Below are 24,484 nucleotides of genomic sequence, written 5' to 3' on the forward strand. Positions count from 1 at the left end.
ATGATACGACACCTCGTGCCACGGCCCCGGAGCCACCCTTTACGCAGCGGACATCCAGCTCTTATATCTATCTATCCGACAGAAGGGGCCGAAGCCCCCACCGTCGTCAGGCCGTGAAGTTGCTCAGCTCCCCGGGGATCGCCCGCTCGTCGAGCTCCGACAGCCAGCCCGTCACGTCCCGGGCGACGTCCTGGGCGGTGAGGCCCAGGTCGGCGAGGATCTCGGCCCGGGTGCCGTGCGGGTGCCAGTCGGCCGGCACGCCCAGCACCCGCACCGGGGTGCTGACGCCGGCGTCGCGCAGGCTCGCGGCGATGGCCTCGCCGACGCCGCCGACCCGGACCCCGTCCTCGACCGTCACGACGAGCCGGTGACCGGCCGCCAGCTCGGCGAGGGCCCCGGGCACCGGGCGCACCCAGCGCGGGTCGACCACGGTCACGCCGTAGCCGTGCTCGCTGATCCGGGCGGCGGCGTCCATGCCCAGGTGGGCGAAGGAACCGACGCCGACCAGCAGGACGTCCTTGCGGGTCGCCTCGGCGAGCACGTCCACGCCGCCGACCGACCGCAGCGCGGGCAGGGCCGGCGGGACGGTGCCGGTCGGGAACCGCACGATCGTCGGGCCGTCGGTGACCGCCACGGCCTCGCGCAGCTCCTCGCGCAGGGTCTGGGCGTCGCGCGGGGCTGCCAGGCGCAGGCCCGGCACCACCCCGAAGACCGACATGTCCCAGATGCCGTAGTGGCTCGGGCCGTCGGGGCCGGTGATGCCCGCCCGGTCCAGGACGAAGGTGACGCCCAGCTTGTGCATCGCCACGTCCAGGAGGACCTGGTCGAAGGCGCGGTTGAGGAACGTGGCGTACACGGCGACGACCGGGTGGGCTCCGCCCATGGCCAGGCCCGCGGCGGAGGTGACGGCGTGCTGCTCGGCGATGCCGACGTCATAGGCCCGATCCGGGTACGCCCGCATCAGCTTCGCGATCCCCGTCGGCTCGGCCATCGCCGCCGTGATGCCCACGATGTCCGGGCGCTCGCCGGCCAGCTCGACCAGCTCGTCGCCGAAGACGGAGGTCCACTTCAGGCTCGGCGCGGCGGTCAGCTTGCCGGTCACCGGGTCGAACGCGCCCGGGCCGTGCATCATGTCGGCCTCGTCGTCCTCGGCCGGCCGGTAGCCGTAGCCCTTGCGGGTGACCGCGTGCACGATGACCGGACCGCCGAACCGCTTGGCCCGCTCCAGCGCCTTCTCCATCGCGGCGAGGTCGTGCCCGTCGACCGGCCCGAAGTACTTGAGCCCGAGGTCCTCGAACATCGCCTGCGGGGCGATCGCGTCCTTCAGCCCGCGCTTGACGGCGTGCAGGGCCTCGAACAGCGGGGCGCCGACCAGCGGCGTGCGGCCGAGGGCGTCCTTGACCAGGTCGAGGACCTTCTCGTAGGACGGGTTGAGCCGCAGCGTGGCCAGGTGGTCGGCGAGCCCGCCGATCGTCGGCGCATAGGACCGGCCGTTGTCGTTGACCACGATCACCACGGACCGGTCCGTACCGGCGGCGATGTTGTTCAGCGCCTCCCAGCACATGCCGCCGGTCAGCGCGCCGTCCCCGACGACGGCCACCACGTGCCGGTCGCCCTCGCCGCGCAGCTGGAAGGCCTTGGCCAGCCCGTCGGCGTAGGACAGCGCCGTGGAGGCGTGCGAGTTCTCGATCAGGTCGTGCTCACTCTCCGCCTGCGACGGGTAGCCGGTGAGGCCGCCGCGCTGGCGGAGCCCGTCGAAGCCGGCCTGCCGCCCGGTGAGGATCTTGTGCACGTACGCCTGGTGCCCGGTGTCGAACAGGATCCGGTCGCGGGGCGAGTCGAAGACCCGGTGCATGGCGATGGTCATCTCGACCACGCCCAGGTTCGGACCGAGGTGGCCACCCGTCTTCGACACCTTGTCGACGAGGAAGTCGCGAATCTCGGTGGCCAGCACGGTCAGCTGCTCCGAGGTCAGGCCGCGCAGATCGTGCGGGCCGGTGACGGACGCGAGAATGCCCGTGCCTTCACTGCTGCTCATAGCGAGCCAGTCTATCGACCGGGCGACCTCCGACTCTGGGGAGCCGCGATCCTTCACAGGATCCGCTACATTCCCGGTGCATGACCGCCATATATGACCCACACGCAGCGTGGTACGACGAGTACGTCACAGACAGCCCGTACATGGCCATGGTCGACGCCGTGCTCGCCGAGCTCCTCGGGCGCGGCCACGGCCCGGTGCTGGAGATCGGCTGCGGCACCGGGGCGCACGCCGCCGCGCTGCGGTCCACCGGCCGCACCCCGGTCGGGGTGGACATCTCCGCAGGTCAGCTCTCCTTCGCCGCCGGGAAGCTCCCGGTGGCCCGCGCTGACGCCGGCCGGCTGCCGGTCGCGTCGGGGTCGCTGGACGCCGTCGCGTCGGTGCTGATCCACACCGACGTGCCCGACTACCGGGCGGTGGTGCGCGAGGCGGCGCGGGTGCTGCGGCCCGGGGGTGTTCTCGCCCACGTCGGCGTGCACCCGTGCTTCACCGGGGCGTTCTCGGACCGGTCCGACCCGGACCGGGTGATCATCACGAGCGAGCTGTACGGGCACACCGGGGTGAGCTTCCACGCCTGGACGTCCGAGGGGGTGCGCGCCCGGGTCGGCGCCCGGCACCTGCCGGTGTCGGACCTGGTCAACGCGTTCCTCGACGCCGGCCTGACCGTGGACCGGCTCACCGAACGCGGCCTGGGGCCCCTCCCGGACGTGCTCGGCATCTCAGCCCGCAAGGCGTGACCGACGCGCGGGGGGGTCGGTGACGCGGCGTAACAAAAAAGGCTCTTGATCCAGATCTTGATCTAACCCTGGTGGCCCGCTGAGGGCGGGGAGGCGAAGGCGGACGGGTTCCGGCATACCGGTGTTGTATGCCGGGTTCCTGACAACGCACGCATCGTCGCCCTCAGCGGGTCCTCACGGTCTAAATAAGGCGACGCATTCGACGTGGTGGGTCATCGGGAACGCGTCGAACGCCCGCAGCCCCGCCAGCTCCCACCGGAAGCTCCGGAACGTCTTCACGTCCCGGGCCAGCGCCGCCGGATCGCACGCGACATAGGCCACCGCCCGCGCCCCGGTCGCCACGATCTCCTCGATCACGGCGGCCCCGGCCCCCGACCGGGGCGGGTCGAGGACCACGATGTCGGCCTCGCCGAGTTCCGTCAGCGCCCGCTCGACCCGGTTCGTCACGACGCTGACCTGCGGCAGGTCCGCCAGGGCCTTCGCGGCGCCAGCCGTACCCGACGGGTCGGCCTCGACCAGGACGACCGAGCCTGTGATGCCGACGGCCTCCGCGAGCGGCGCGGCGAACAGGCCGGCACCGCCGTAGAGGTCGAAGGCCCGCTCGCCGTGCTGCGGTTGGAGCATGTCCAGCACCGCGGCGACCAGGGTGTCGGCCGCGGCCGGGTGCACCTGCCAGAACGCCTCGGCCGGCAGCTTCCAGGTCCGGCCGGCGGCCTGCTCGCGGACCGTGGCGGGACCGGCGACCACCCGGGGACGGCCCCGGCCGCGCCGGGTGAGGATCGACACGTCGCCGATGGAGGGGGCGACGACCTCGACGGCGTCGACGCCGGCCCAACGGCGCTCGGTGACCCCGGACTCCCGGACGCCCGGGGCGGCGATCAGGCACTCGGCGATCGGCAGCACCCTCGAGGACCTCGTCGGGTGGAAGCCGAGCCGGCCGTCGGGGGCCACCGCGTACTGCACCCTGGTCCGCCAGCCCAGCGGCCCGCCCGGCAGCTCCTCGACCTCGACCGGGTAGTCGGGCAGCCCGCCGAGCCGGGCGAGCTGCTCGGTGACCACGTCGGCCTTGAGCAGGCGCTGCGCGGCCGGGGTGGCGTGCTGGAAGTCGCAGCCGCCGCACGCTCCCGGGCCGGCGTAGAAGCAGGGCGGCTCGACCCGGTCGGGCGAGGCCTGGAGGATCTCGACCGCGTCGGCGCGCAGGTAGCCCTTGCGCTCCTCCGTGATCCTGGCCCGGACCCGCTCGCCGGGCAGCGTGTGCCGGACGAACACCACGAGTTCGTCGAGCCGGGCCACGCAGTGCCCGCCGTGCGCGACCGCTCCGACGTCCAGGACTACCAGGTCACCGATCACTCTTCGCCCTCGCCACGCGGCCCGCGGACCACTCCGGCCCCGAGCCGCTGGTCCAGCTTGCTCAGGTCCTTCGTCTCACTCGACGCCAACTGCCACGGCACGCTCGTGACCATCACGCCCGGCTCGAACAACAGCCGGCCCTTGAGCCGCAACGCGCTCTGGTTGTGCAGCAGGTGCTCCCACCAGCGTCCCACCACGTACTCCGGGATGAACACCGTGACGATGTCGCGCGGGGCGTCCTTCCGCAGCGACTTCACGTAGTCGACGATCGGCTTGGTGATCTCCCGGTACGGCGAGTCGACCACGGTCAGCGGCACCGTGATGTTGTGCGCCTCCCAGTCGGCCTGCAACGCCCGGGTATCCTTCTCGTCCACGTTGACCGTGACGGCGGTGATCGAGTCGGGCCGCATCGCCCGCGCGTAGGCGATCGCCCGCAGCGCCGGCAGGTGCACCTTGCTGACCAGGACGACCACGTGGTTGCGGGCCGGCAGGGTGTAGTGCTCCTCGGTCGGGACCAGCTCGGCGGCCACTCGGTCGTAGTGCCGGCGGATGCCCGTCATGATCAGGAACAGGGCGGCCATCGCGGCCAGGGCGATCCACGCTCCAGCCAGGAATTTCGTGATCAGCACGATGACCAGCACCACGCCGGTGAGCACGAGGCCGACCATGTTGATGGTGCGCGACCGGAACATCCGCCGCCGGCCGACCGGGTCGCGCTCGGTGCGCAGCAGGCGGTTCCAGTGCCGGACCATGCCGGTCTGCGACAGGGTGAAGGACACGAACACGCCGACGATGTACAGCTGGATCAGCCGGGTCGGTTCCGCCTCGAACGCCACGATCAGCACGATCGCGAACACCGACAGGAACACGATCCCGTTGGAGAACGCCAGCCGGTCGCCCCGGGTGTGCAGCTGGCGGGGCAGCCAGCGGTCCTGGGCGAGGATCGAGCCGAGCACCGGGAACCCGTTGAACGCCGTGTTGGCGGCGAGGAACAGGATCAGGGCCGTCATGGCCGCCACCACGTACAGCCCGACGGAGTCGGTGCCGAACACCGCGTCGGCGATCTGGGTGGTGACCGTCTTCTGTTCGTAGCCGGCCGGGGTGACCAGCTGGGTGGCCGGGTCCTCCACGTACTGCAGGCCGATCCGGCGGGCCAGCACCACGATGCCCAGCAGCATCGTGATCGAGATCCCGCCGAGCAGCGCCAGGGTGGTGGCGGCGTTGCGGCTCTTCGGCGGCTTGAACGCCGGCACGCCGTTGGAGATGGCCTCGACGCCGGTCAGCGCCGTGCACCCGGAGGAGAAGGTCCGCAGCAGCAGGAACGCGAACGCCGCCTGCGTCATCGTGTCGTGCTCGGCGAGGACCTTGATCCCGTGCACCTCGGCGCTCTCGGCCGTCACGTTCTCGCCCAGCACGAAGATCTTGAAGAAGCCCCAGCCGATCATGCCGATGATCACGATCATGAAGCCGTAGGTCGGGATGGCGAACGCGCTGCCCGACTCGCGGATGCCGCGCAGGTTCATCGCCGTCAGGATGACGACGGCGGCCACGGCGATCAGCACCTTGTGGTCGGCTACCCACGGCACGGCGGAGCCGAAGTTCTTCACCCCGGAGGACACCGACACCGCGACCGTGAGCACGTAGTCCACCAGCAGGGCGCTGGCCACGCCCAGGCCGGCCTTCGGCCCGAGGTTCACCGTGGCGACCTCGTAGTCGCCGCCGCCCGACGGGTATGCGTGCACGTTCTGCCGGTAGCTGGCCACCACCACGACCATCACCAGCGCCACCGCCAGGGCGACCCACGGCGAGTAGACGAACGCCGCGGCCCCCGCGATCGACAGGGTCAGCAGGATCTCGTCGGGGGCGTAGGCGACCGACGACAGCGCGTCCGAGGCGAACACCGGGAGCGCGATCCGCTTCGGCAGCAGACTGTGCGCGAGGTGATCAGACTTGACGGGACGACCGACAAGCAGGCGTTTCAGGAAGGAAGTCGGGCTGGCCACGGGCAACAGCGTACGTGGACACCGCCAACCGTGCGGACCGACCGGCCGATCATCATCGCGACCATCGTGTACCGTCCCGGACAGTAGGCATGTTCGTGGGAGGACCCGAGTGCACATCGTGATCATGGGTTGCGGGCGGGTCGGATCGACTCTCGCGCAGAGCCTGGAGACGCGCGGCCACGAGGTGGCCGTGATCGACCAGAATCCCGAGGCTTTCCGCAGGCTGGGCCCCGAGTTCAGTGGGCTGACCGTCACCGGGGTCGGCTTCGACCAGGAGGTGCTCCGCCAGGCGGGCATCGACCGGGCCGACGCGTTCGCCGCCGTCTCCAGCGGCGACAACTCCAACATCATCTCGGCCAGGGTCGCGCGGGAGACGTTCGGCGTCCAGCGCGTCGTGGCCCGGATCTACGACTCCAAGCGCGCCGAGGTGTACGAGCGGCTGGGCATCCCGACCGTCGCGACCGTCCGGTGGACGGCGGACCGGATGCTGCGGCACCTGGTCCCCGAGTCGAGCCCGGAGCTGTGGCGCGACCCGACGAGCACCCTGGCCATGGTCGAGGTGCCGCTGCACGCCGGCTGGGTCGGCAAGCCGCTGAAGACGCTGGAGGAGGGCACCGGCTCCCGGGTCGCGTACGTGATGCGGTTCGGAATCGGCACCCTGCCGACGGCCTCGATGACCCTGCAGGACGGCGACCAGGTGTTCATGCTGCTCACCGACGCCATGTTCCCGACCGTGTCCCAGATCAGCGGCACCGCACCCGAGGGAGCGCACTGATGCGGATCGCCATCGCCGGCGCGGGCAACGTGGGCCGGTCCATCGCCACGGAGCTGATCGACAACGGGCACCAGGTGCTCCTGATCGACAAGCAGCCCAACATGCTGCGCCCCGAGCGGGTGCCCGACGCCGAGTGGGTGCTGGCCGACGCCTGCGAGCTGTCCAGCCTGCAGAACGCCGAGCTGGCCAGCTGCGACGTCGTGGTCGCCGCCACCGGGGACGACAAGACCAACCTGGTGGTGTCGCTGCTGGCCAAGACCGAGTTCGCGGTGCCGCGGGTGGTCGCCCGGGTCAACCGGGCCGAGAACGAGTGGCTGTTCACGGAGCAGTGGGGCGTCGACGTGTCGGTGTCCAAGCCGCGGATGATGGCGGCCCTCGTCGAGGAGGCGGTCACGGTCGGCGAGCTGGTCCGGCTGATGACGTTCCGGCAGGGCCAGGCCAACCTGGTCGAGATCACCCTGCCACCGGACGCGCCGTACGTCGGCCGGCCGGTCCGGGACGTGCCCCTGCCGCACGACAGCGCCCTGGTGGCGATCGTGCGCGGCAGCCGGGTGATCGCCCCGAGCCCCGACGACCCCCTCGAGGCCGGCGACGAGCTGGTCTTCGTGTGCACCGCCGACGTCGAGGACGCCGTCCGGCACGTGATCCTGGGCCTCGACTAACCAAACCCCTTCAAACCTGTATTTTTACGCCGCGTTCCCGACCCGCCGTCCAGCAGTGACGGCGGGTCTTCCGCGCGCCCTGCACTCTTGTCGGCCTGCCCCGGCCGCACATCCACGACGCGAAGCGCGGACCACCGGTAGGCGGTCCGCGCTTCGTCTCGTCATCCGGCCCGTGCTCCGAGCCGTCCGCCGCGGTCAGGCCCCGACGGGTGGTGGCCACCGATGCCGGGCCGCGTCCGGCACCGGGCCGGGCGGCATCAGGCCGCGTCCGGCACCGGGTCGGGGTCCGGGGTCGTGCGCCGGGTGGTGCGGCGGACCGCCCAGCCGGTGACCGCGAGGCCCAGCAGCCACGGCGGGTACCCCAGCGCGAGCCGGGCCACGCCCAGGAACGTGGCGTTCCCGTCGAGGTAGATGCCGTACTGCACGGCGCCCTTGAACAGGAAGATGCCGGCCCAGAACAGGGTCAGCCAACGGAACGTGCGGGTCAGCTCCGGGCGACCCACCCAGTCCTGCTTGCCGCCGTTGGCGACGATCGACCACAGGTACCCGATGATGGGCTTGTTCACCAGGACCGAGACGACCAGGGCCGCGGCGTAGACCCCGTTGGTGATGATGCCGGGGAGGTAGAAGTTCTTCGCGTCCCCGGTGCGGTAGGCCAGGAACGCGCCGATCCCGATCCCGACGAGGCCGTTGACCGCGTGCCGGACGGTCTCCTTGCGGTACAGCCGGTACCCGGCGATCAGGAGCGCGCTGGCTACCGCCGACCCGATCGCCCAGTTGAGCGCGTGCGGGGTCTTGAAGTAGCCGAACAGCACGTTGCCGAGGACGAACACGACCACGGGCACGCCGGACTCGATCAGGCCCCGGACGCCGCCGAGTTGGCCGGCCAGCTGTTCGGAGAACGGCGGCAGCTCCTTCTCGGACACATCTTGCTCAGACGTATCGGTCATTACATCTCAATCTCATAGAAAGGGTTGTAAATAACTTTACGTCCGTCCCGGACCGCGATCCGCCCCCGGGCCTCCAGCTGCCGGCCCGGCTCGATGCCGACGATGTGCCGGCGGCCGAGCCAGACCAGGGTGACCACGTCGGTGCCGTCGTAGAGGTCGGCCTCCAGCGTCGGCAGGTTCGTCCGCGGGGTGTATACCACGGTCTTGAGCCGGCCGGTGACCGTGACGAGCTGGCCCCGCCGGCAGTCGCCGACGTGGTGCGCGCCCGACTCGACCGACTCGCGCTGCAACTCCTCGGCGTCGAGCTCGGCCTCGCTCGCCGTCAGACGGCGGAGGAAACGCCGGAACCCCGACTCCTGAGATTGGGTCGCCATGACCTTCGTGACACCTCCCGGAGCACCAAGAGTACCCGGAGTCACGTAGTACGCGGGTTCGGTGACGGCCTGCGCTCCGTGCCCCCGGTCTGCTGGGCCTCCTGGGCGGCCTGCTGCTGGGCGGCCTGCTCGGCGAACTCCTTCGGCAGCCGCAGCGGCAGCGGCTCGCGGACCGGCCGGGCCTCGCGGTCGCGGACCACCACCAGGTGCCGCAGCGCCTCGACGAGGGGCTCGGCGGCCGACTCGTCGGTCACAGCCTTGCCCTGGAACAGGCCCCGCAGGAACCACTTGGGCCCGTCCACGCCGATGAACCGCAGCTCCGCCAGCCCCTCGGGGGTGGGGACCCTGGCCAACAGCTCCGTGCCGAACTCGCCCTCGGACTCCTCGGTCTTGCCGCCGTCGCCGACCACCGACTCGGCGATGTCCGCGCGGACCTCGTCCCAGATCGACTCGGTCCTCGGGGCCGCGAACACGCCGAGCTGCAACGCGCTGTCCGGGCTCGCGATGATCACCGCCGCGATGGTGCCGTCATCGTTGGCCTGCATCCGCAGCTCGAGGTCCGGCAGCGCCGGCAACAGGAGACTCCCCAGGTCCAGACGCTGGATGCCGTCCTCGGCCGGGGCGTTCGCCGCGTCGTACGGGCCGGTGCCGGGCGTCACGGCCTCCGCCGCCGCCGTCGACTCCTCCACCGCGTCCTTGTCGCGCCGTCCGAACATGCTCGATGCTCCTGTCCTGTGGTCGTTACCGGCCTCTACTCTGCCAGAGCCGCGTGGCCGCCGGTGGACCCGTGCCCTCCGGCGCCCCGGGCCGTGCCGTCGAGGTCCGCCACGACCACGAAGGTCGCCCGCTCGACCCGCTGGACGAGCAGCTGGGCGATCCGGTCGCCCCGCTCGATCTTCGCCGGCTCCTGGCCGTGGTTGATCAGGCAGACCTTGATCTCGCCCCGGTACCCCGAGTCGACGGTGCCCGGCGCGTTGACCACCGTGACCCCCAGCCGGGCCGCGAGACCCGACCTCGGGTGCACCAGGCCGACGTACCCGTCCGGCAGGGCGATCGCGATCCCGGTGCGGATCAGCGCCCGGCCGCCCGGGAGCAACTCGACGGACTCGGCGGCCAGCAGGTCGGCCCCGGCGTCGCCCGGGTGGGCGTAGCTCGGCACGGGGAGCTCGGGGTCGAGCCGCATCAACCGGACTTCCATGGTCACGAAAAATCCTCATCTCGCTAGGCAGTACTCTCGCGTGGTGGCGCCTCAGTACCAAGAACGACTGTTCCTACCCTGGTGGTTGTGGCTCGCCGCCCTCGGGTTGTCCGGGCTCCTCGCCGGGGAGCTGCACATGGGCGCCCCGGGCCTGCGCGAGTGGCTGCCGTACGCCATCATCTTCCCCCTCACGATCGGGGGCGCGGCCTGGCTGGGTCGGCTGAAGGTCTCCGTCGCCGACGGGGAACTGCGGGTCGACGACGCCCGGCTGCCGGTGAAGTTCATCGGGGACGTCACCCCGCTCGACCCGGCGGCCCGGCGCGACGTCCTCGGCGTGCACGCGCACCCGCTCGCGTTCGTGGTCCAGCGGCCGTGGGTCCCCGGCGCGGTGATGGTGACCCTGACCGACCCGGCCGACCCCACGCCGTACTGGGTGGTGAGCACCCGGCGGCCCGAGGCGCTGGCCGCGGCGATCACAGCGGCCCGCTGACCCCGGCGGAACCGGGCCTCGCGTCTTCGCGGACCCGGCGGCGGCACCGGGCCGGGTCAGCCCTCGATCGCCCGGCGGCCCAGGTCCTTGCGGATCGCGTCGCCCAGCTGGCGGGTCGCGCGGCGGTTGAGGTAGCCGGCGACGGCCGCCCCCGACAGCAGCGGGCCCAGCGTGGTCAGGTTCCGGCCGAACCGCTTGGCGATCCGGTCGCGCAGCTCCTTGCGGGCCGTCGTGCCCAGCACCGCGGCCATCCCCCGGACCCCGGACAGCGGGTTCACCCCGCGCCGGCCGGCCCAGGCGGCGAGCATCGCTGTCGCGCGCTGGGTGCCGGTGCCCGGAATGGGCTGGTTGTAGACCTCGTGCAGCTCGCCGATGAGCTTCAGCTCGACGGCGACCACCGCCAGGGTCTCGGCCGTGAGCAGCACCGGGGCCGTGAGCAGGGTCGGCGGGGCCGCCCACTCGACCGTGGCGATCCCGCCGCCGGCCATGCCGATCCCGGCCGTGGTGCGCGCGGCGTTGCGGATCAACCGCTCGGCCAGCGCGTCCCCGGTCAGGTCGGGGTGGTGGCGGCGCAACGTCGCCAGGTCCCGCACGGTGATGTACGGCGCGATGTCGGTCGCCGTGCTGGTCAGCCAGCTGACGGCTTCCTTGGGTCGCCAGACGGTCTTCCACGTCTTGGCGGTCTGGCCGGCGAGCCGGCGCAGCAGACGGCGGCGCTCCTCAGGGGCGAGATCGTCCCCGGTGAGCTCCGCCACGGTGTCCGCGACCGTCCCGGACCGGTCCAGCTCCTGCTGGACCGGATCTGGGGTGTCGCCCGAGGAAACCCCGGGCTCCTCGGTCGTCATGTCAGGCCGCGCACTCCCGGCAGACGAGCTCGCCGTTCTTCTCGTAGGCCAACTGGCTGCGGTGATGCACCAGGAAGCACTTCGAGCAACGGAACTCGTCGGCCTGCATGGGCAGGACCTTCACCGTGAGCTCCTCGTCGGCGAGGTCTGCCCCCGGCAACTCGAAGCTCTCGGCGACCTCGGCTTCGTCAACATCAACGGCACCCGACTGTGCGTCGGTCCGCCGTGACTTGAGCTCCTCGAGGCTGTCGGCCCCGTCGGCGTCGACCTCGTCCCGACGCGGGGCGTCGTAGTCGGTGGCCATCGGTGTCACACTCCCGTATCTGTTCCGAGCCCGGAGTAGCAACCGGGCGTCGCCGTGTTCAATTCGCGTACTGCCATCCGCGGCAGAAATGTACCCGGACGAGCGCGGTACCTTACCTCTCCTCGCCCGTAGTTGTACGTCCAATACCCGTCAGATGTTCCCGATGTGATCGAGGCGACATCAAAGTAGGGGTCAAGATGGCCGTTACGGTGTCGGCGCGCCGAGGCGGTCACTTCTTTGAAGCGCGGCACGCGCTAACCTACCCGGCATGTCGAGCACGGGGAGCCGAGCATGAGTCTGTCCCGAGTACGCGCACTAGCCGTCCTTGGTGGGCTGCTCTTGGTCGCCGTCATCGTAGTCACCTGGGCCCTGGTCCACGACAGGCAGGCCCGGGGCGGGCTGCACAACACCGCCTGCCCGAAGGGCTACGTCGTCGTGGACACGAGCCTGCCCGCGCCGGCCGACATCAAGATCAACGTCTTCAACGGCACTGACCAGGTCGGCCTGGCCCAGGGCGTCTCCGACAGCCTGAAGCAGGCCAAGTTCCAGGTGCTCAGCCTGAACAACGACCCGAAGCGCAAGACGGTCAAGGGCGTCGTGGAGCTGCGCTACGGCCCCAAGACGGTCGGCGCGGCCCAGGTGCTGCGGGCCCAGTTCCTCATCGACCAGGACGCGCCGGACGAGTTCGACCCGAACCGCACCGACGACGTGGTCGACGTCGTGCTCGGCCAGAGCTACAAGCAGCTGGCGAGCCCCACAGAGTACAAGCAGAAGATCGGGGCGCTCGGCAACCCGAAGCTGCCGGACAACACCTGCGCCGCGAACTAGGGGCGGACGTGGCGGTCCGTTTGGCGTGCGCGCCAGCGTGGCGGTCCCCGTCCCGGGTCGGCCCGGCGTGCGGGCAGGTGGGGCAGTCAGGGGTCCCGGGTCGACCTGGCGCGGCCCGCGGCCGTCAGGGGCCGGCGTCGGCGTCGAGTTCCACGAGCAGCGCGTGCAGGGCGTCGTAGACCCCTCTGGGGGCCGCCAGGACCATCTCCGGGCCGGGGGCGGCACCCCGCAGGCCGGAGACGACCAGGCCGGCCTCAGCGCAGATCAGGCCGCCGGCAGCGTGGTCCCAGAGCGAGAGGCCCTTCTCGTAGTACGCGTCGAGCCGGCCGTCCGCCGCCCAGCACAGGTCGAGCGACGCGGCTCCGTTGCGGCGCAGGTCACGGACCCGGGGCAGGACCTCGGCGAGCACCCGGGCCTGGTGCGCGCGCCGGTCGGCCGCGTACCCGAACCCGGTCGCGATCAGCGTCTGCCCCAGGTCGGTGACCTGCGAGCACCGGATCGGCTCCCAGTTGCGGAACGCGCCGGCGCCCCGCACGGCGGTCCACTCCTCGCCCGTCACCGGGTTGTGCACGACACCGGCGACAACGATGCCGTCGACCTCGACGGCCAGGGAGACGGCGTAGTGGGGCAACCCGTACAAATAATTGACGGTGCCGTCGATCGGGTCGAGGATCCAGCGGACGCCCGACCCGCCGGGGCTCTCGCCGCCCTCCTCGCCCAGGACGGTGTCGGACGGTCGGATGGCGGACAGTGCCTCGACCACCAGCCGCTCGGCGGCCTTGTCCGCGGCGGTGACCACGTCCGTCGCCGTACTCTTGGTCGTCACCCGGCCGATCGCCTCGACGCGAGTGTTCCTCGCGAGTTCACCCGCCTGACGGGCCAGCGTAACGGCGAGTTCCAACAGCTCAGAGGGCTCGGTGGGGGTCATCTTCAGGTTCACGAAATGAACCTATCTTGCGTCATGGGCCGAGGTGACGAGCTGTCCGTTCGATCCGGCGTTACAATTCACGCTGCCCGTGCCGACGTCACCACCGCAGGGGCCGACAAGACAACCGCTCCAACCGCCGCAGTCAGCCGCGAGGCTGTGCCTGCCGTGCCCGATCACCGCCACGGGAAGGTCATTCGTGACAGACGCCCGCCACACCGGCGCCGACGTTCAGACACTCACCGACTCGCTGATCGCCCAGGCCAACAACGCCGGCGGTCAACTGGGTGCCACCGAGCTCGCCCGTGAGGTCGAAGCAGCCGGACTGACGCCGGCCCAGGCCAAGAAGATCCTCCGGACCCTGGCCGAGGCCGGGGTCACGTTCGCCGTCGACGGCTCCGGGTCCACCCGGCGCAAGGTCGCCGCCGCCCGCAGCGGCAGCCCGGCGTCGAAGGCGACCACCGCCAAGGCGCCGGCGGTCAAGAAGGCCGCCCCGGTCAAGAAGGCCACCGAGCCCGTCATCAAGAAGGTGGCCGCCCCCAAGAAGGCCACCGACGACCTCGAGCCAATCGGGGACGAGGCGGCAGCCGTCGTCGCCTCGACCGCCCCCGCCGCCAAGAAGGTCGCCGCGAAGAAGGCCGCCGCGCCGGCCCGCAAGACCGCCGCCACGAAGGCCACCGCCGCCAAGGCCGGCGCCAAGGAGGGCGAGGCCGCCAAGGACGGTGACGAGGCCACGCCCGGCGACGACTTCGAGTGGGACGACGAGGAGTCCGAGGCGCTGAAGCAGGCCCGCAAGGACGCCGAGATGACCGCTTCGGCGGACTCCGTCCGGGCCTACCTGAAGCAGATCGGCAAGGTCCCCCTGCTGAACGCCGAGCAGGAGGTCGAGCTCGCCAAGCGCATCGAGGCCGGGCTGTACGCGGCGGAGCGCCTCCGCGCCGTCGAGGAGGACGGCGAGAAGATGGTGCCGCAGCTCCTGCGCGACCTCAAGTGGGTCAACCGGGACGGCGAGAAGGCCAAGAACCACCTGCTCGAGGCCAACCTGCGGCTCGTGGTGTCGCTCGCCAAGCGGTACACGGGGCGGGGCATGGCGTTCCTGGACCTGATCCAGGAGGGCAACCTCGGTCTGATCCGCGCGGTCGAGAAGTTCGACTACACCAAGGGCTACAAGTTCTCCACGTACGCGACGTGGTGGATCCGGCAGGCGATCACCCGGGCCATGGCCGACCAGGCGCGGACCATCCGCATCCCGGTCCACATGGTCGAGGTGATCAACAAGCTCGGCCGGATCCAGCGCGAGCTGCTCCAGGACCTCGGGCGCGAGCCCACCCCGGAGGAGCTGGCCAAGGAGATGGACATCTCCCCCGAGAAGGTGCTGGAGATCCAGCAGTACGCGCGGGAGCCGATCTCGCTCGACCAGACCATCGGTGACGAGGGCGACAGCCAGCTCGGTGACTTCATCGAGGACTCCGAGGCGGTCGTCGCGGTCGACGCGGTCAGCTTCTCGCTGCTGCAGGACCAGCTCCAGTCGGTGCTGCAGACCCTGTCCGAGCGGGAGGCCGGCGTGGTCCGGCTCCGGTTCGGTCTCACGGACGGCCAGCCGCGCACCCTGGACGAGATCGGCCAGGTGTACGGGGTGACCCGGGAACGTATCCGACAGATCGAGTCCAAGACGATGTCCAAGTTGCGGCATCCATCCCGTTCGCAGGTCCTTCGGGACTATCTCGACTAGGTAACGATCGGCCCCTGCCGCAATCCGGCAGGGGCCGTTGTTTCTAAACGTCTTTGTGACAAAGATCGCCACTGGCCGGCTCGGGAAGGCATTCGGGTAGCCGGGTGTTGGACGATGAGTGCGCAACAAAGACTTGCCTCCGCAGCCGCGGGGGTGTTCCCTGGACGCACCGGTGAAGCAGAGGAGGATGAGGCATGACCCCGACCCTCACGCCGCCAACTGAGTTGGCGACAGAGACCGCCGCCAACGAGCGCTGCGATCGCTGCAGTGCCGCGGCGAAGCTCAAGGTCGTGCTTGCGGGTGGCGGTGACCTGATGTTCTGCGGTCACCACGCCAACAAGTACGCCGAGGATCTGGTGAAGATCGCCGTCGACTTCGCGGCAGAGCCCGACTTCACCTGGCGAGGCAGCGTTCTGATGAAGTAAGGCCGATCGTCCGAGAGGCCCCCGCACACGTGGTGTGCGGGGGCCTCTTCGCGTGTCCGATGTCCGACTCACTGTCAGGGGCCGGTCGCGGGCGGTGAGCCTGGACGACGGGTACTCAAGACCCCCGCGAGCCGGCGCGGCGGAGGGCTCGGGTGTCCGCAGGCCGGCGAGCCGGCGGGCCGGGTCACGCCCCACCCGTCATCGGATGAATGGGGTTTTACCAGGACTGCAGGGTCGCGATGCGCTCCTCGAGCTGCTCGATCGTCGCCTGCGCGCTCGGCGGGCCGCCGCACAGCCGGCGCAACTCCGCGTGGATCTTGCCGTGGGGCTGGTTGGTGCGGTGGTGGTGGGCGCCCACGAGGTCGTTGAGCTGCCGGCGGAGCAGGATGCGCCTCTCTGCCGGGGTACGGGGCGCTGAAGGCCCACGGGGCACCACAGGGGCCTCCACGGGTGCGCTGCGCTTGGCGGCCTTGACCTGGTCGGACTGGCGCTTGGCGAGGAGCAGGGACACCTGGTCGGCGGTGAGCAGGCCCGGCAGGCCCAGGTACTCCTCCTCCTCCTGGGAACCGGACTGGGTCGGGGTCCCCCAGGACGCGCCGTCGAAGATCACCTGGTCGAGCTCAGCGGTGGCCGACAGCGCGGTGAACGTGCTCTCCAGCTCGCCACTGGCCTTGTCGGCGCGCTGGGCGCGTTCGAGCTCGAGGTCCTCCTCCTGCTTCTTCTGCACGTCGCCGAGCACGTGGTCGCGCTGGACCTCCATGTCGCTGGCGAGTTCGAGCAGATTGGGCACGCTGGGCAGGAACACGCTGGCCGTCTCGCCGGGCTTGCGGGCGCGGACGAACCGGCCGATGGCCTGGGCGAAGTACAGCGGGGTGGAGGCGCTCGTGGCGTAGACCCCGACGGCCAGGCGCGGAATGTCCACGCCCTCGGACACCATCCGGACCGCGACCATCCAGCGGGACGTCGACTCGGAGAACTCGCCGATCTTCTTCGACGCGCCGACCTCGTCGGACAGGACGACCGTGGCCTTCTCGCCGGTGATCTGGTGCAGCAGTTTCGCGTACGAGCGGGCGGCGTTCTGGTCACTCGCGATCACCAGGCCGCCCGCGTCCGGCATGCCCCCGCCGCGCACGATCTGCAACCGGGCGTCGGCGGCGCGCAGCACCTGGGGCATCCAGTCGCCCTGCGGGTCCAGCGCCGTACGCCACGCCTGGGCGATCAGGTCCTGGGTGAGGGGCTCGCCGAGGCGGGCCGACAACTCCTCGCCGGCAGAGGTGCGCCAGCGGGTCTCCCCCGAGTACGCCAGGAAGATGACGGGGCGCACGACGTTGTCGGACAGCGCGTCGGCGTACCCGTACGTGGTGTCCGACCGGGACTTGGAGACGCCGCCGCCGAGCTGCTCGTACTGGACGAACGGGATCGGGTTCTCGTCCGAGCGGAACGGCGTGCCCGTGAGCATCAGCCGCCGGGTGGCCGGCTCGAACGCCAGGCGCACCCCGTCGCCCCACGTCCGCGAGTCGCCGGCGTGGTGGATCTCGTCGAGGATGACCAGCGTCGTCTTCGTCATGGTCCGGCGGCGGTGCACGTCGGGGGCCATGCCCACCTGCGCGTACGTCAGCACGACGCCGTGGAAGTCGCTCGTCGAATGGATGTCGGAGTTGCGGAAGCTCGCGTCCAGGGCGATGCCGGCCCGGGCGGCGGCCCGCTCCCACTGCACCTTCAGATGCTCGGTGGGCGTGACGACCGTGACCGCCTGCACCGTGCCGTCGAGGAGCAGCTCCGCGGCGATCCGGAGCGCGAACGTGGTCTTGCCGGCGCCGGGCGTGGCGACCGTGAGGAAGTTCTCGCTGCGCCGCCGCAGGTACGTGACGAGCGCCCGGCGCTGCCAGTCCCGCAGCGGGGACAGCGCTTCGATATCGGGGCGCGGCGCGGCCACGTGGTGCCTCCTCACACGACAAGACCTCCGCGGCAGACCCGCGAAGGCTCGGAGCAGAGTTTAGTCGGTGCGACCCCCGGGGGCCGAATTTCCGCGACGTTTACGCAACGGCCGGTACTCCCGCTCCTGGGCCACCGGCACCTGCCACGAGGACTTCACGAACACCAGCCGCAGGCCGAACACCAGCACCGCGGCCCCGATGGTGATGGCCGGCGAGCCCCACTCCAGCCGGGACGCCACGGTGATGACGATCGCACCGGCGAGGGAGGCCAGCGCGTACACCTCCCTGCGGAGCACGACCGGGATCTCGCCGGTGAACACGTCCCGGAGCATGCCGCCCCCGATCCCGGTGATCATGCCGATCAGGCACGCCCCCGCCGGCGGGACCCCCGCGCTCAACGCCTTGAGCGTGCCGGTCACGGTGAACAGACCCAGACCAGCGGCGTCCAGGACGAGGACCGTGCGGCGCAGCCGGTTGAGCTGCGGGTGCAGCCAGAAGACGGCCACGGAGGCCACGACGGCGACGACCAGGTACCGCCAGTCGGCGAACGCCAACGGGGGTGCCGCGTTGATCACCAGATCGCGGAAGATGCCGCCGCCCAGCGAGGAGACCAGGCCGAGGAAGCCGACCCCGAACAGGTCGAGCCGCTTGGCGACCCCGGCGGAGCCGCCCGAGGCCGCGAAGACGGCGACCCCGACCAGGTCCAGGACGACGAGCAGCAGCGACTCCACCGCCGCAGGATAACGGGACGCGGGGTCCGGAAACCGGTGATCCGCGCCGCAGGGCGGGGCCGGGCACGGCGCGGCTGCTACCGGCCCGGCCGGGCTCGGAGCATCCGGGCTCGGAGCGCACCGGGGGCTGGTGGCCCGGCACGGGCGAACCGGTGGCGGGCGTCGGGGCTACTCGGAGAACGAGTCGTAGATCTCCTTGCAGGCCGGGCACACCGGCGAGCCGGGCTTCGGCACCTTGGTGACGGGGAACACCTCGCCACACAGGGCCTGGACGAGGGTGCCGAGGATGGCGCTCTCGGTCATCTTCGTTTTGTCGACGTAGTGGAACATCTCGGGACCAGTGTCGGCGTCCTTGAGTTCCGGCTTCTCGAGTACTTCGGTGCTCACGGTCCCAGTGTGCCATCCCGGCCGGGGAGCGGCACGGCCCCGTGCGCCGGACCCGACGCCGCGCTGACGGGACCCGCCGGGGCAGCGTCATTCGCAGGGTCGTCATCGGTGGTGCTGATCAGCCGGGTCCCCAACAGGCACAGAAGCACGACCGCCACCAGGGCGCAGTGCCGGATCACGGGAGCCGCCGGATGGTCGGGAATTCCGTAGGGCACTGCGGTGCGGATCAGCAGCGGGCCGGCCGGCAGGGCGAAGGCGACCAGGACCCGGAGACCCGGGTGCTGGTCGACGAAACCGTCGGGCAGCAGTCCGGACGCGCCAGCGAGCAGAGCCGCCACGGAGAGGATCAGCACGAGGACGCCGGCGACGAGCAGGACGACGGCGTACACCTTCCGGCGACGGTCCTCCCGCTCCAGCCGAAGCTCGCCGGGGTGGACGGGGACGGGCTCGGAGAAATCCATGTGGTGATCGGGCACCTTGGGATCATCGGGTGCCGTGACCGGCGACACAAGGCACTTCCGGCAGACGGCGGCATCGGTCGCCGTGGACTACATGTCCAGGTGCAGGAGAGCCGCGACGCTACCGACCCCCGTCACGACCATGGCCAGGAAAGCGGCGCCGATCCAGGCCACGTGCATGAGCACCCGGGCGGCGGCCAGACGCCCGATCCGCAGCCAGGCCGCCGCGCAGAGCAGCAGCGGACTGCCCGGCACCGCGACCGCGACAAAGGTCATCCGCTCCGGGACGTCCCACACGTGCCCCTGGTAGAGCAGCCCGACCGGGTTGACCAGCACGGCCAGGGCCAGGAGGAAGGTGGTGACACCCGCGACGAGCAGGACGACCGCGTACACCCTGCGGCGCGCGTCCGCCCGCTCCGCCGGCTGGTCCGGCGGGGCAGGAACGGGCTCGGTGAAGTCCAGGACCGGATCGGGCGTCCGATGACCAGCGGGGTCGGGGCCCGTCAGCGGGAGCACCAGTCCGCCGGGGCCGTCGGCTCCAGCGTGTCCGGGTCGAAGGTCGCCGGGTGGTCCATGGCGGTACCCGTCACGGTGTGACCGTCGACGAAGTGCACCTCCGAGCCGCGCGGCACACAGCTCAGCGGTGCCGTCGCCTCCCGGCTGAGCAGACCCTCACGGCTGCGGATCACCAGGTCGCCGTTGCGGCCGTCGGAGTCGAGCCAGAGCACGGCCTCGAACCGGCCGTCCGGGGACACGGCCACCGTGGCCGGGCCGGGCGCCCGCAGCAGGCAGACGAGGACCAGCAGCACGCCGCCCGACAGGCCCAGGACCACCCGGAAGGCCGCGATGCCCTCCTGATCGCCGTCGCGGCGGAGGAAGTAGACGAACCCGAGGGCCGGGATCAGGAAGAACACCAGCTCGCATGGGCGGCTGAGGTAGGTGTGCACGGCGACCAGTTGTCCAGGGTTCCATATCCCGAACGCCACCAGCAGGATCGCGAAGCCGCAGACGCCGAGCACGATCCTGGACAGGCGCAGGCGGCGGCCGGCGGTGGGCGACTCGTGCGGGTCCTCCGGGACCGGCTGGCTGAAGTCGAGGGGGCTCTCAGGCATCCGCACAGCATGGGGTCGGCCGACCTCGGCCACAAGGCCCGTGACGCAAAGCCGCCCCCGGCCCGTCGCGACGGTGCGGGGGCGGGGGCGGCGCGGGGCGGGAGGCGGGCGGGCGGGGCGGCGCGCCGTGGCGTGGCGATCAGCCAGCGAGCAGCGCGTCGAGCTTCGTGAACGAGCTGCCCCAGCCCTCACGTGCCATGCCCTCGACCTCCGCCGTATACGGCCCCTGCCGCAGCACGAGCCGGGTCTTGCCGTCCTCGTCGTGGAACTCCAGCCGCAGCGAGAACCGGGTGCCCGCCGGCAGCCCGGGGATGTTGTCGGCGATCTCCTCGCCGACCAGCAGCTCGTTCTCCACCACTTCGGTGAAGGTGGCGGTGACCGGCGAGTTCTGCGTCGCGTCCTCGTCGTTGACCATCGTGAACCGCTGCTTGCCGCCGACGCGCAGGTCGACCTCGACGGAGTCGCGGGGCACGGACCAACCGACCGGGCCGAACCACGCCGCGATCTGGTCGGGGTCAGTGAAGGCCCGGTAGACGAGTGCGCGGGGGGCGTCGAAGATCCGGGTGATGACGAGCTCGTGGGTGTCGTTCATGGCGCTTGCTCCTCGTTCTGTGCTTGTTGGATACGTCGTAGGTGCGCGTCGAGGCGGTCGAAGCTGGTGTCCCAGAACTGCCGGTAGTGCTCCATCCAGGCCGTGACCTCCCGGAGCGGCTCGGCCCGCAGGCTGCTGGAGACCCACTGGGCCGAGCGGCTCCGGGTGATCAGGCCGGCGTGCTCGAGCACCTTCAGGTGCCGCGAGATCGCCGGCAGGCTGATGGAGAACGGCTCGGCCAGCTCCAGGACGGTGGCGTCGCCCTCGGCCAGCCGGGCGAGGATCGCCCGGCGGGTCGGGTCCGCCAACGCCGAGAAGATGGTGCTGAGCCGATCGGTCGCCATCGCATTTAACCTCGCCGTTAATTAACTGATGCGTTAAACATAGAGCCCGTTGAACCACTCGTCAAGGGCTACCGACGATCAGTCGCAGCCTGACGGCGGGACGTCGAGCCCGACGAAGCTCACCCTGCTGGCGGGTTCAGAGTCCGGAAGAGACTGGACCTCGACCGTGTGGTCGTCGATGAAGCGGACGAAATCCCCACCGGAGCTGGAGAAACAGAACAACGGGTGCGCGGCCTGCCGACTCAACACGCCGTCGCGGGTGCGCAGGACGAAGGCGCGGCGCCCTCCCGCGTCGACGACGACCACCTCGTGGTCCCCCGACGGCGACACCGCCACGGTCTCCTCGTCCGGCGCGAACGTCACTAGCCCGATCGCCATCAGAGCCAGCGGGATCAGCGAGACCAGGGCGATCCGGCGCGCGATCCACGCGGCGGTGTCCCCGTGGGACCGCAGGCCATGCCGTGATCATGGACACCGACCTGAGGGAGTCCGGACGCGGGGCCGGTGGGCGGGATTAGGCTCACGGCGTGAACGGCTTCGAGATTCGGTACGGACCTGAGGTGGACGCCGCGCGGCGTTCCGGCGCGCCCATCGTGGCCCTGGAGAGCACCATCATCTCCCACGGCCTCCCCCGTCCCGACAACCTGCGGATCGCCCGCGAGATCGAGGACACGGTGCGCGCCCAGGGCGCGGTGCCGGCCACGATCGGCATGGTCGACGGCGAGCTGATCGTGGGCCTGGACGACGCGCAGCTGACCCGCCTGGCGACCAGCGACGACGTGGTGAAGCTGTCGGTGCGCGACCTGGCGATCGCCGCCGCGACCGGGGCAAACGGGGCGACGACCGTGGCGAGTACGAGCGCTGTGGCGGCCGCCGCCGGGATCGAGGTGTTCGCGACCGGCGGGCTCGGCGGGGTGCACCGGCTGGCCAGTGAGAGTTTCGACGAGTCGGCGGACCTGGTGACGCTCGCGCGTACCCCCATCTGTGTGGTGTCGGCCGGGGTGAAGTCGATCCTGGACGTCGGCGCGACGCTGGAGCGGCTGGAGACCCTCGGGGTCGGGGTCGTCGGCTACCGGACCCGCAAGTTCCCCGGGTTCTACCTGTCCGACTCGGGCTTCCCGTTGGACTGGTCGGTGGACAGTCCCGAGCAGGTGGCGCGCGCGATCCACGCCCGCAGGGGGCACCGGGCCAGTCAGAGCGCGCTCGTGGTGGCCAATCCGCTGCCGCTGTCCGAGCAGCTCGACCCCGCGCTGCACGACCAGGTGCTCACCGAGGCGCTGCACGAGATGAAGCTGCACGGGGTGTCCGGCAAGGGCGTGACCCCGTTCCTGCTGGCCTACTTCCACGAGCACACCCTCGGCGCGAGCCTGGACGTGAACATCCGGATCATCCTGCGCAACTCCGAACTCGCCGCGCAGATCGCCGTCGCGGCCGGAAAATGACCGTCGTGGTCGTCGGTGACCTGGTCACCGACGTGCTGGCCTCCCTCGGCGGTCCACTGACCACCGGCTCGGACACCGCCGCGGCCATCCGGGAGACCGGGGGCGGATCGGCGGCCAACACGGCCTGCTGGCTGTCCCGGCTCACGGACACCACCCTGGTCGCGGTCGTCGGGGACGACGCGGCCGGCCGGGCCCGGGTCGGCGAGCTGACCTGCCGCACCGCGGTCCGGTTCGCGACCGGGGCCCCGACCGGGACCGTAATCGTGCTGTCCACCCCGGACGAGCGGAGCATGGTCACCGACCGGGGGGCCAACGCGCTGCTCACCGCCGCCGACATCGACGCGGCGCTGCCGGGCGCGCGGCACCTGCACCTGTCGGGCTACGTCCTCTTCGACCCGAGGACCGCCGCCGCCGGCCGGCACGCGCTGACCAGGGCCCGCGAGATCGGCGCGACGACCAGCGTGGACGCCGGGTCGGCGGGGCCGTTGCGGCTTCTGGGACCCGACAGATTCCTCGACTGGGTACGCGGGACCGACGTGCTCCTGGCCAACCTCGACGAGGCGTACGCGCTGGTGGGGACCACGCCGGGGGTGTCGTCCGAGGTGGAGCCGCGCGAGTTGGCCGAGCTGGCCGCCCGGCCCGGCCCGGAGGAGCTGGCCCGCCGGCTCGCCGGGTACGCGACGCACGCCGTGGTCAAGCTCGGCGCCGACGGGGCGGTGTGGGCCGGGCCGGGCGTGGTCCGGGCGCCCGGTGAGCCGGTGGTGGCCGTCGACCCGACGGGGGCCGGGGACGCGTTCGCGGCCGGGTTGCTGGCGGCGTGGCTGTCCGGGGGGACGCCGGCGGAGTCGCTGGCGGCCGGGGCCGCGCTGGGCGCGCGGGCCGTGACCACGGTCGGGGCCCGGCCCCGGTAGCGCGTGCCCGATGGTTGGGGCACCGGGCACGCGCCGTCAGCGGGTCAGCGCGGCGGCAGGTTGGTGCAGGTGATGGAGTGGGTGTCGGTGGTGGTCCCGCCCGGGTACACCCTGGTGGCGGCGAACGCCATGCGATCCCCCGGCCGGCACGACGACCGGACCGAGGTCAGATTGTTCCAGGACGGCACAGCGTTGCCGTTCAGCTTCCACGTGATGGTGGTCCGGGGGCCGGTGTCCTCGCACCAGACGGTGCTGGACCACGACTCGCAGGTCAGGTAGTAGGGACCGGCCGCCTGGGCCGGCGCGGCGGCGACGAACGATCCGGCGATGACGGCCATGGCTACACCCGCGAGGGCGACAGAGGACTTGCGCACAGTTTCCTCCATGGTGGAGAGAGATCCAGGGCCGGTCGATCCGACCCGCGCCCAGTATGCGGCGGCGAGGGGCCGGATTCAGTCCACAGAAGACAGATGCTTCTCACAGCGAAATCCCAGAGAAATCCCAGGTTGAGGTGCCGCTATCCCGGCAGGACCGCCAGCGCCTCGACCTCGATCAGCAGATCCGGCCGGGCCAGCGCCACCACCTGGACCAGCGAGCTGGCCGGTCGCGGGCCGGCGCCGAGGAACTCGTCCCGGACCACCCGCACCGCCGGGAGGAACCCGACATCGGTCAGGAAGTAGGTGAGTTTCGCGACGTCGGCGAACCCCGCCCCGGCCGCGGCCAGGCAACGCTGGAGGTTCTCGAACACCTGGCGGGCCTGCGCCGCCGGATCGGCGCCGCCGACCAGGGCGCCGTGCTCGTCCAGCGCGATCTGGCCGGATATCACCACCAGGCGGCCGGTGGCGGTGACGACGTGGCTGTAGCCGTTGCCGGGGGCGATGCCGGGCGGGGAGACGTGGCTGAGTCGGGTCATGGTGACCATGATCGCCCACCC

At 71.3% G+C, this 24,484-nt stretch carries 30 protein-coding genes; 9 read left to right on the plus strand and 21 right to left on the minus strand.

What is annotated here, in order from left to right:
• Positions 1-106 precede the first annotated feature (106 nt).
• On the minus strand, positions 107-2,038 hold the full coding sequence (gene dxs, locus IW245_RS20635; protein ID WP_197004815.1) for a 1-deoxy-D-xylulose-5-phosphate synthase: 1,932 nt from the start codon (positions 2,036-2,038) through the stop codon (positions 107-109).
• Between the two features lie 80 nt (positions 2,039-2,118).
• On the opposite strand from dxs, the gene IW245_RS20640 reads away from it, so the two are divergent.
• A complete protein-coding gene (locus IW245_RS20640) occupies positions 2,119-2,775 on the plus strand; it encodes a class I SAM-dependent methyltransferase (RefSeq protein WP_197004816.1) in 657 nt (218 codons plus the stop codon).
• Positions 2,776-2,949: 174 nt separating this feature from the next.
• Here the strand turns inward: IW245_RS20640 and IW245_RS20645 are convergent, their stop codons facing one another.
• Together IW245_RS20645 and IW245_RS20650 are read right to left on the minus strand one after the other, a co-directional pair.
• Positions 2,950-4,125: a class I SAM-dependent RNA methyltransferase gene (locus tag IW245_RS20645; protein ID WP_197004817.1), complete on the minus strand. Its 1,176-nt coding sequence runs from the start codon at positions 4,123-4,125 to the stop codon at positions 2,950-2,952.
• Complete coding sequence (locus tag IW245_RS20650) at positions 4,122-6,128, minus strand: APC family permease (RefSeq protein ID WP_197004818.1); 2,007 nt, start codon at positions 6,126-6,128, stop codon at positions 4,122-4,124. The genes IW245_RS20645 and IW245_RS20650 overlap by 4 nt, the downstream gene beginning before the upstream one ends.
• A gap of 109 nt (positions 6,129-6,237) precedes the next feature.
• Here IW245_RS20650 and IW245_RS20655 point away from each other — a divergent pair, with 109 nt between their 5' ends.
• Together IW245_RS20655 and IW245_RS20660 are read left to right on the plus strand one after the other, a co-directional pair.
• Positions 6,238-6,903 carry a potassium channel family protein gene (locus IW245_RS20655; RefSeq protein WP_197004819.1) on the plus strand — a complete coding sequence of 222 codons (666 nt, stop codon included), beginning with the start codon at positions 6,238-6,240 and terminating at the stop codon, positions 6,901-6,903.
• On the plus strand, positions 6,903-7,565 hold the full coding sequence (locus tag IW245_RS20660) for a potassium channel family protein (protein ID WP_197004820.1): 663 nt from the start codon (positions 6,903-6,905) through the stop codon (positions 7,563-7,565). Before IW245_RS20655 ends, IW245_RS20660 begins: the two co-directional genes overlap by 1 nt.
• A 257-nt stretch (positions 7,566-7,822) precedes the next feature.
• Here IW245_RS20660 and IW245_RS20665 read toward each other — a convergent pair whose 3' ends face one another.
• Genes IW245_RS20665 through dut form a run of 4 tightly spaced genes read right to left on the minus strand, consistent with a single transcriptional unit; the run spans position 7,823 to position 10,087 of the window.
• Entirely contained in the window at positions 7,823-8,515 is a 693-nt protein-coding gene (locus tag IW245_RS20665) for a DUF3159 domain-containing protein (protein WP_197004821.1), read from the minus strand.
• Complete coding sequence (locus IW245_RS20670; RefSeq protein ID WP_197004822.1) at positions 8,515-8,889, minus strand: OB-fold nucleic acid binding domain-containing protein; 375 nt, start codon at positions 8,887-8,889, stop codon at positions 8,515-8,517. Before IW245_RS20670 ends, IW245_RS20665 begins: the two co-directional genes overlap by 1 nt.
• Positions 8,890-8,930: 41 nt before the next feature.
• Positions 8,931-9,605 (minus strand): DUF3710 domain-containing protein, encoded by a 675-nt coding sequence (locus IW245_RS20675; RefSeq protein ID WP_197004823.1) that lies wholly within the window; start codon positions 9,603-9,605, stop codon positions 8,931-8,933.
• A gap of 35 nt (positions 9,606-9,640) precedes the next feature.
• Positions 9,641-10,087 (minus strand): dUTP diphosphatase, encoded by a 447-nt coding sequence (gene dut, locus IW245_RS20680; protein ID WP_197008607.1) that lies wholly within the window; start codon positions 10,085-10,087, stop codon positions 9,641-9,643.
• A 43-nt stretch (positions 10,088-10,130) separates the two neighbouring features.
• On the opposite strand from dut, the gene IW245_RS20685 reads away from it, so the two are divergent.
• Complete coding sequence (locus IW245_RS20685; RefSeq protein ID WP_372445201.1) at positions 10,131-10,577, plus strand: DUF3093 domain-containing protein; 447 nt, start codon at positions 10,131-10,133, stop codon at positions 10,575-10,577.
• 56 nt (positions 10,578-10,633) lie between these two features.
• On the opposite strand, the gene IW245_RS20690 is transcribed toward IW245_RS20685, so the two are convergent.
• Both IW245_RS20690 and IW245_RS20695 read right to left on the minus strand, forming a co-directional pair.
• Positions 10,634-11,422: a hypothetical protein gene (locus IW245_RS20690; protein WP_197004825.1), complete on the minus strand. Its 789-nt coding sequence runs from the start codon at positions 11,420-11,422 to the stop codon at positions 10,634-10,636.
• 1 nt (position 11,423) lies between these two features.
• Positions 11,424-11,726, minus strand: a complete 303-nt coding sequence (locus IW245_RS20695) for a DUF4193 domain-containing protein (RefSeq protein WP_197004826.1) — start codon at positions 11,724-11,726, stop codon at positions 11,424-11,426.
• Positions 11,727-12,017: 291 nt separating this feature from the next.
• On the opposite strand from IW245_RS20695, the gene IW245_RS20700 reads away from it, so the two are divergent.
• On the plus strand, positions 12,018-12,554 hold the full coding sequence (locus tag IW245_RS20700) for a LytR C-terminal domain-containing protein (RefSeq protein WP_197004827.1): 537 nt from the start codon (positions 12,018-12,020) through the stop codon (positions 12,552-12,554).
• Positions 12,555-12,678: 124 nt separating this feature from the next.
• On the opposite strand, the gene IW245_RS20705 is transcribed toward IW245_RS20700, so the two are convergent.
• On the minus strand, positions 12,679-13,482 hold the full coding sequence (locus tag IW245_RS20705) for an inositol monophosphatase family protein (protein ID WP_197008608.1): 804 nt from the start codon (positions 13,480-13,482) through the stop codon (positions 12,679-12,681).
• Positions 13,483-13,678: 196 nt separating this feature from the next.
• On the opposite strand from IW245_RS20705, the gene IW245_RS20710 reads away from it, so the two are divergent.
• Both IW245_RS20710 and IW245_RS20715 read left to right on the plus strand, forming a co-directional pair.
• Positions 13,679-15,211 carry an RNA polymerase sigma factor gene (locus IW245_RS20710; RefSeq protein ID WP_233473035.1) on the plus strand — a complete coding sequence of 511 codons (1,533 nt, stop codon included), beginning with the start codon at positions 13,679-13,681 and terminating at the stop codon, positions 15,209-15,211.
• 194 nt (positions 15,212-15,405) lie between these two features.
• Positions 15,406-15,636 (plus strand): DUF7455 domain-containing protein, encoded by a 231-nt coding sequence (locus IW245_RS20715; RefSeq protein WP_197004828.1) that lies wholly within the window; start codon positions 15,406-15,408, stop codon positions 15,634-15,636.
• A gap of 217 nt (positions 15,637-15,853) precedes the next feature.
• On the opposite strand, the gene IW245_RS20720 is transcribed toward IW245_RS20715, so the two are convergent.
• From IW245_RS20720 to IW245_RS20760, 9 genes are all read right to left on the minus strand, one after another.
• Positions 15,854-17,572, minus strand: coding sequence for a DEAD/DEAH box helicase (locus IW245_RS20720; RefSeq protein ID WP_197004829.1), 1,719 nt, complete (start codon positions 17,570-17,572; stop codon positions 15,854-15,856).
• Positions 17,573-17,632: 60 nt separating this feature from the next.
• Positions 17,633-18,304 (minus strand): trimeric intracellular cation channel family protein, encoded by a 672-nt coding sequence (locus IW245_RS20725; RefSeq protein ID WP_197004830.1) that lies wholly within the window; start codon positions 18,302-18,304, stop codon positions 17,633-17,635.
• 168 nt (positions 18,305-18,472) lie between these two features.
• Complete coding sequence (locus IW245_RS20730) at positions 18,473-18,691, minus strand: DUF3039 domain-containing protein (protein ID WP_233473036.1); 219 nt, start codon at positions 18,689-18,691, stop codon at positions 18,473-18,475.
• The gene (locus IW245_RS20735) at positions 18,688-19,152 is read right to left on the minus strand and encodes a hypothetical protein (RefSeq protein WP_197004831.1); all 465 of its coding nucleotides are present in this window, start codon (positions 19,150-19,152) and stop codon (positions 18,688-18,690) included. Before IW245_RS20735 ends, IW245_RS20730 begins: the two co-directional genes overlap by 4 nt.
• Positions 19,153-19,239: 87 nt before the next feature.
• A complete protein-coding gene (locus IW245_RS20740; protein ID WP_197004832.1) occupies positions 19,240-19,665 on the minus strand; it encodes a hypothetical protein in 426 nt (141 codons plus the stop codon).
• Complete coding sequence (locus tag IW245_RS20745) at positions 19,653-20,261, minus strand: hypothetical protein (protein ID WP_197004833.1); 609 nt, start codon at positions 20,259-20,261, stop codon at positions 19,653-19,655. The genes IW245_RS20740 and IW245_RS20745 overlap by 13 nt, the downstream gene beginning before the upstream one ends.
• Before the next feature lie 139 nt (positions 20,262-20,400).
• Positions 20,401-20,853, minus strand: coding sequence for an SRPBCC family protein (locus IW245_RS20750; protein WP_197004834.1), 453 nt, complete (start codon positions 20,851-20,853; stop codon positions 20,401-20,403).
• Entirely contained in the window at positions 20,850-21,197 is a 348-nt protein-coding gene (locus IW245_RS20755; protein WP_197004835.1) for an ArsR/SmtB family transcription factor, read from the minus strand. Before IW245_RS20755 ends, IW245_RS20750 begins: the two co-directional genes overlap by 4 nt.
• Before the next feature lie 78 nt (positions 21,198-21,275).
• Positions 21,276-21,575 (minus strand): hypothetical protein, encoded by a 300-nt coding sequence (locus tag IW245_RS20760; RefSeq protein WP_197004836.1) that lies wholly within the window; start codon positions 21,573-21,575, stop codon positions 21,276-21,278.
• A 149-nt stretch (positions 21,576-21,724) separates the two neighbouring features.
• On the opposite strand from IW245_RS20760, the gene IW245_RS20765 reads away from it, so the two are divergent.
• Together IW245_RS20765 and IW245_RS20770 are read left to right on the plus strand one after the other, a co-directional pair.
• Positions 21,725-22,639 carry a pseudouridine-5'-phosphate glycosidase gene (locus IW245_RS20765; protein ID WP_197004837.1) on the plus strand — a complete coding sequence of 305 codons (915 nt, stop codon included), beginning with the start codon at positions 21,725-21,727 and terminating at the stop codon, positions 22,637-22,639.
• Entirely contained in the window at positions 22,636-23,550 is a 915-nt protein-coding gene (locus IW245_RS20770; RefSeq protein ID WP_197004838.1) for a carbohydrate kinase family protein, read from the plus strand. Before IW245_RS20765 ends, IW245_RS20770 begins: the two co-directional genes overlap by 4 nt.
• Positions 23,551-23,594: 44 nt before the next feature.
• Here the strand turns inward: IW245_RS20770 and IW245_RS20775 are convergent, their stop codons facing one another.
• The gene (locus tag IW245_RS20775; protein WP_197004839.1) at positions 23,595-23,924 is read right to left on the minus strand and encodes a hypothetical protein; all 330 of its coding nucleotides are present in this window, start codon (positions 23,922-23,924) and stop codon (positions 23,595-23,597) included.
• A gap of 143 nt (positions 23,925-24,067) precedes the next feature.
• Positions 24,068-24,463, minus strand: coding sequence for a RidA family protein (locus IW245_RS20780; RefSeq protein ID WP_197004840.1), 396 nt, complete (start codon positions 24,461-24,463; stop codon positions 24,068-24,070).
• Between the last annotated feature and the right edge of the window lie 21 nt (positions 24,464-24,484).

The sequence above is a fragment of the Longispora fulva genome (assembly GCF_015751905.1).
Taxonomy (GTDB): Bacteria; Actinomycetota; Actinomycetes; order Mycobacteriales; family Micromonosporaceae; genus Longispora; species Longispora fulva.

Excerpts from the sequence above, each read along its gene's own strand:
- dxs (WP_197004815.1), bottom strand. The coding sequence starts at position 2,038 with ATGAGCAGCAGTGAAGGCACGGGCATTCTCGCGTCCGTCACCGGCCCG.
- IW245_RS20640 (WP_197004816.1), top strand. The coding sequence starts at position 2,119 with ATGACCGCCATATATGACCCACACGCAGCGTGGTACGACGAGTACGTC.
- IW245_RS20660 (WP_197004820.1), top strand. The coding sequence starts at position 6,903 with ATGCGGATCGCCATCGCCGGCGCGGGCAACGTGGGCCGGTCCATCGCC.
- IW245_RS20665 (WP_197004821.1), bottom strand. The coding sequence starts at position 8,515 with ATGACCGATACGTCTGAGCAAGATGTGTCCGAGAAGGAGCTGCCGCCG.
- IW245_RS20670 (WP_197004822.1), bottom strand. The coding sequence starts at position 8,889 with ATGGCGACCCAATCTCAGGAGTCGGGGTTCCGGCGTTTCCTCCGCCGT.
- IW245_RS20675 (WP_197004823.1), bottom strand. The coding sequence starts at position 9,605 with ATGTTCGGACGGCGCGACAAGGACGCGGTGGAGGAGTCGACGGCGGCG.
- dut (WP_197008607.1), bottom strand. The coding sequence starts at position 10,087 with ATGGAAGTCCGGTTGATGCGGCTCGACCCCGAGCTCCCCGTGCCGAGC.
- IW245_RS20690 (WP_197004825.1), bottom strand. The coding sequence starts at position 11,422 with ATGACGACCGAGGAGCCCGGGGTTTCCTCGGGCGACACCCCAGATCCG.
- IW245_RS20695 (WP_197004826.1), bottom strand. The coding sequence starts at position 11,726 with ATGGCCACCGACTACGACGCCCCGCGTCGGGACGAGGTCGACGCCGAC.
- IW245_RS20700 (WP_197004827.1), top strand. The coding sequence starts at position 12,018 with ATGAGTCTGTCCCGAGTACGCGCACTAGCCGTCCTTGGTGGGCTGCTC.
- IW245_RS20705 (WP_197008608.1), bottom strand. The coding sequence starts at position 13,482 with ATGACCCCCACCGAGCCCTCTGAGCTGTTGGAACTCGCCGTTACGCTG.
- IW245_RS20715 (WP_197004828.1), top strand. The coding sequence starts at position 15,406 with ATGACCCCGACCCTCACGCCGCCAACTGAGTTGGCGACAGAGACCGCC.
- IW245_RS20735 (WP_197004831.1), bottom strand. The coding sequence starts at position 19,152 with ATGGATTTCTCCGAGCCCGTCCCCGTCCACCCCGGCGAGCTTCGGCTG.
- IW245_RS20745 (WP_197004833.1), bottom strand. The coding sequence starts at position 20,261 with ATGCCTGAGAGCCCCCTCGACTTCAGCCAGCCGGTCCCGGAGGACCCG.
- IW245_RS20750 (WP_197004834.1), bottom strand. The coding sequence starts at position 20,853 with ATGAACGACACCCACGAGCTCGTCATCACCCGGATCTTCGACGCCCCC.
- IW245_RS20755 (WP_197004835.1), bottom strand. The coding sequence starts at position 21,197 with ATGGCGACCGATCGGCTCAGCACCATCTTCTCGGCGTTGGCGGACCCG.
- IW245_RS20760 (WP_197004836.1), bottom strand. The coding sequence starts at position 21,575 with ATGGCGATCGGGCTAGTGACGTTCGCGCCGGACGAGGAGACCGTGGCG.
- IW245_RS20770 (WP_197004838.1), top strand. The coding sequence starts at position 22,636 with ATGACCGTCGTGGTCGTCGGTGACCTGGTCACCGACGTGCTGGCCTCC.
- IW245_RS20780 (WP_197004840.1), bottom strand. The coding sequence starts at position 24,463 with ATGACCCGACTCAGCCACGTCTCCCCGCCCGGCATCGCCCCCGGCAAC.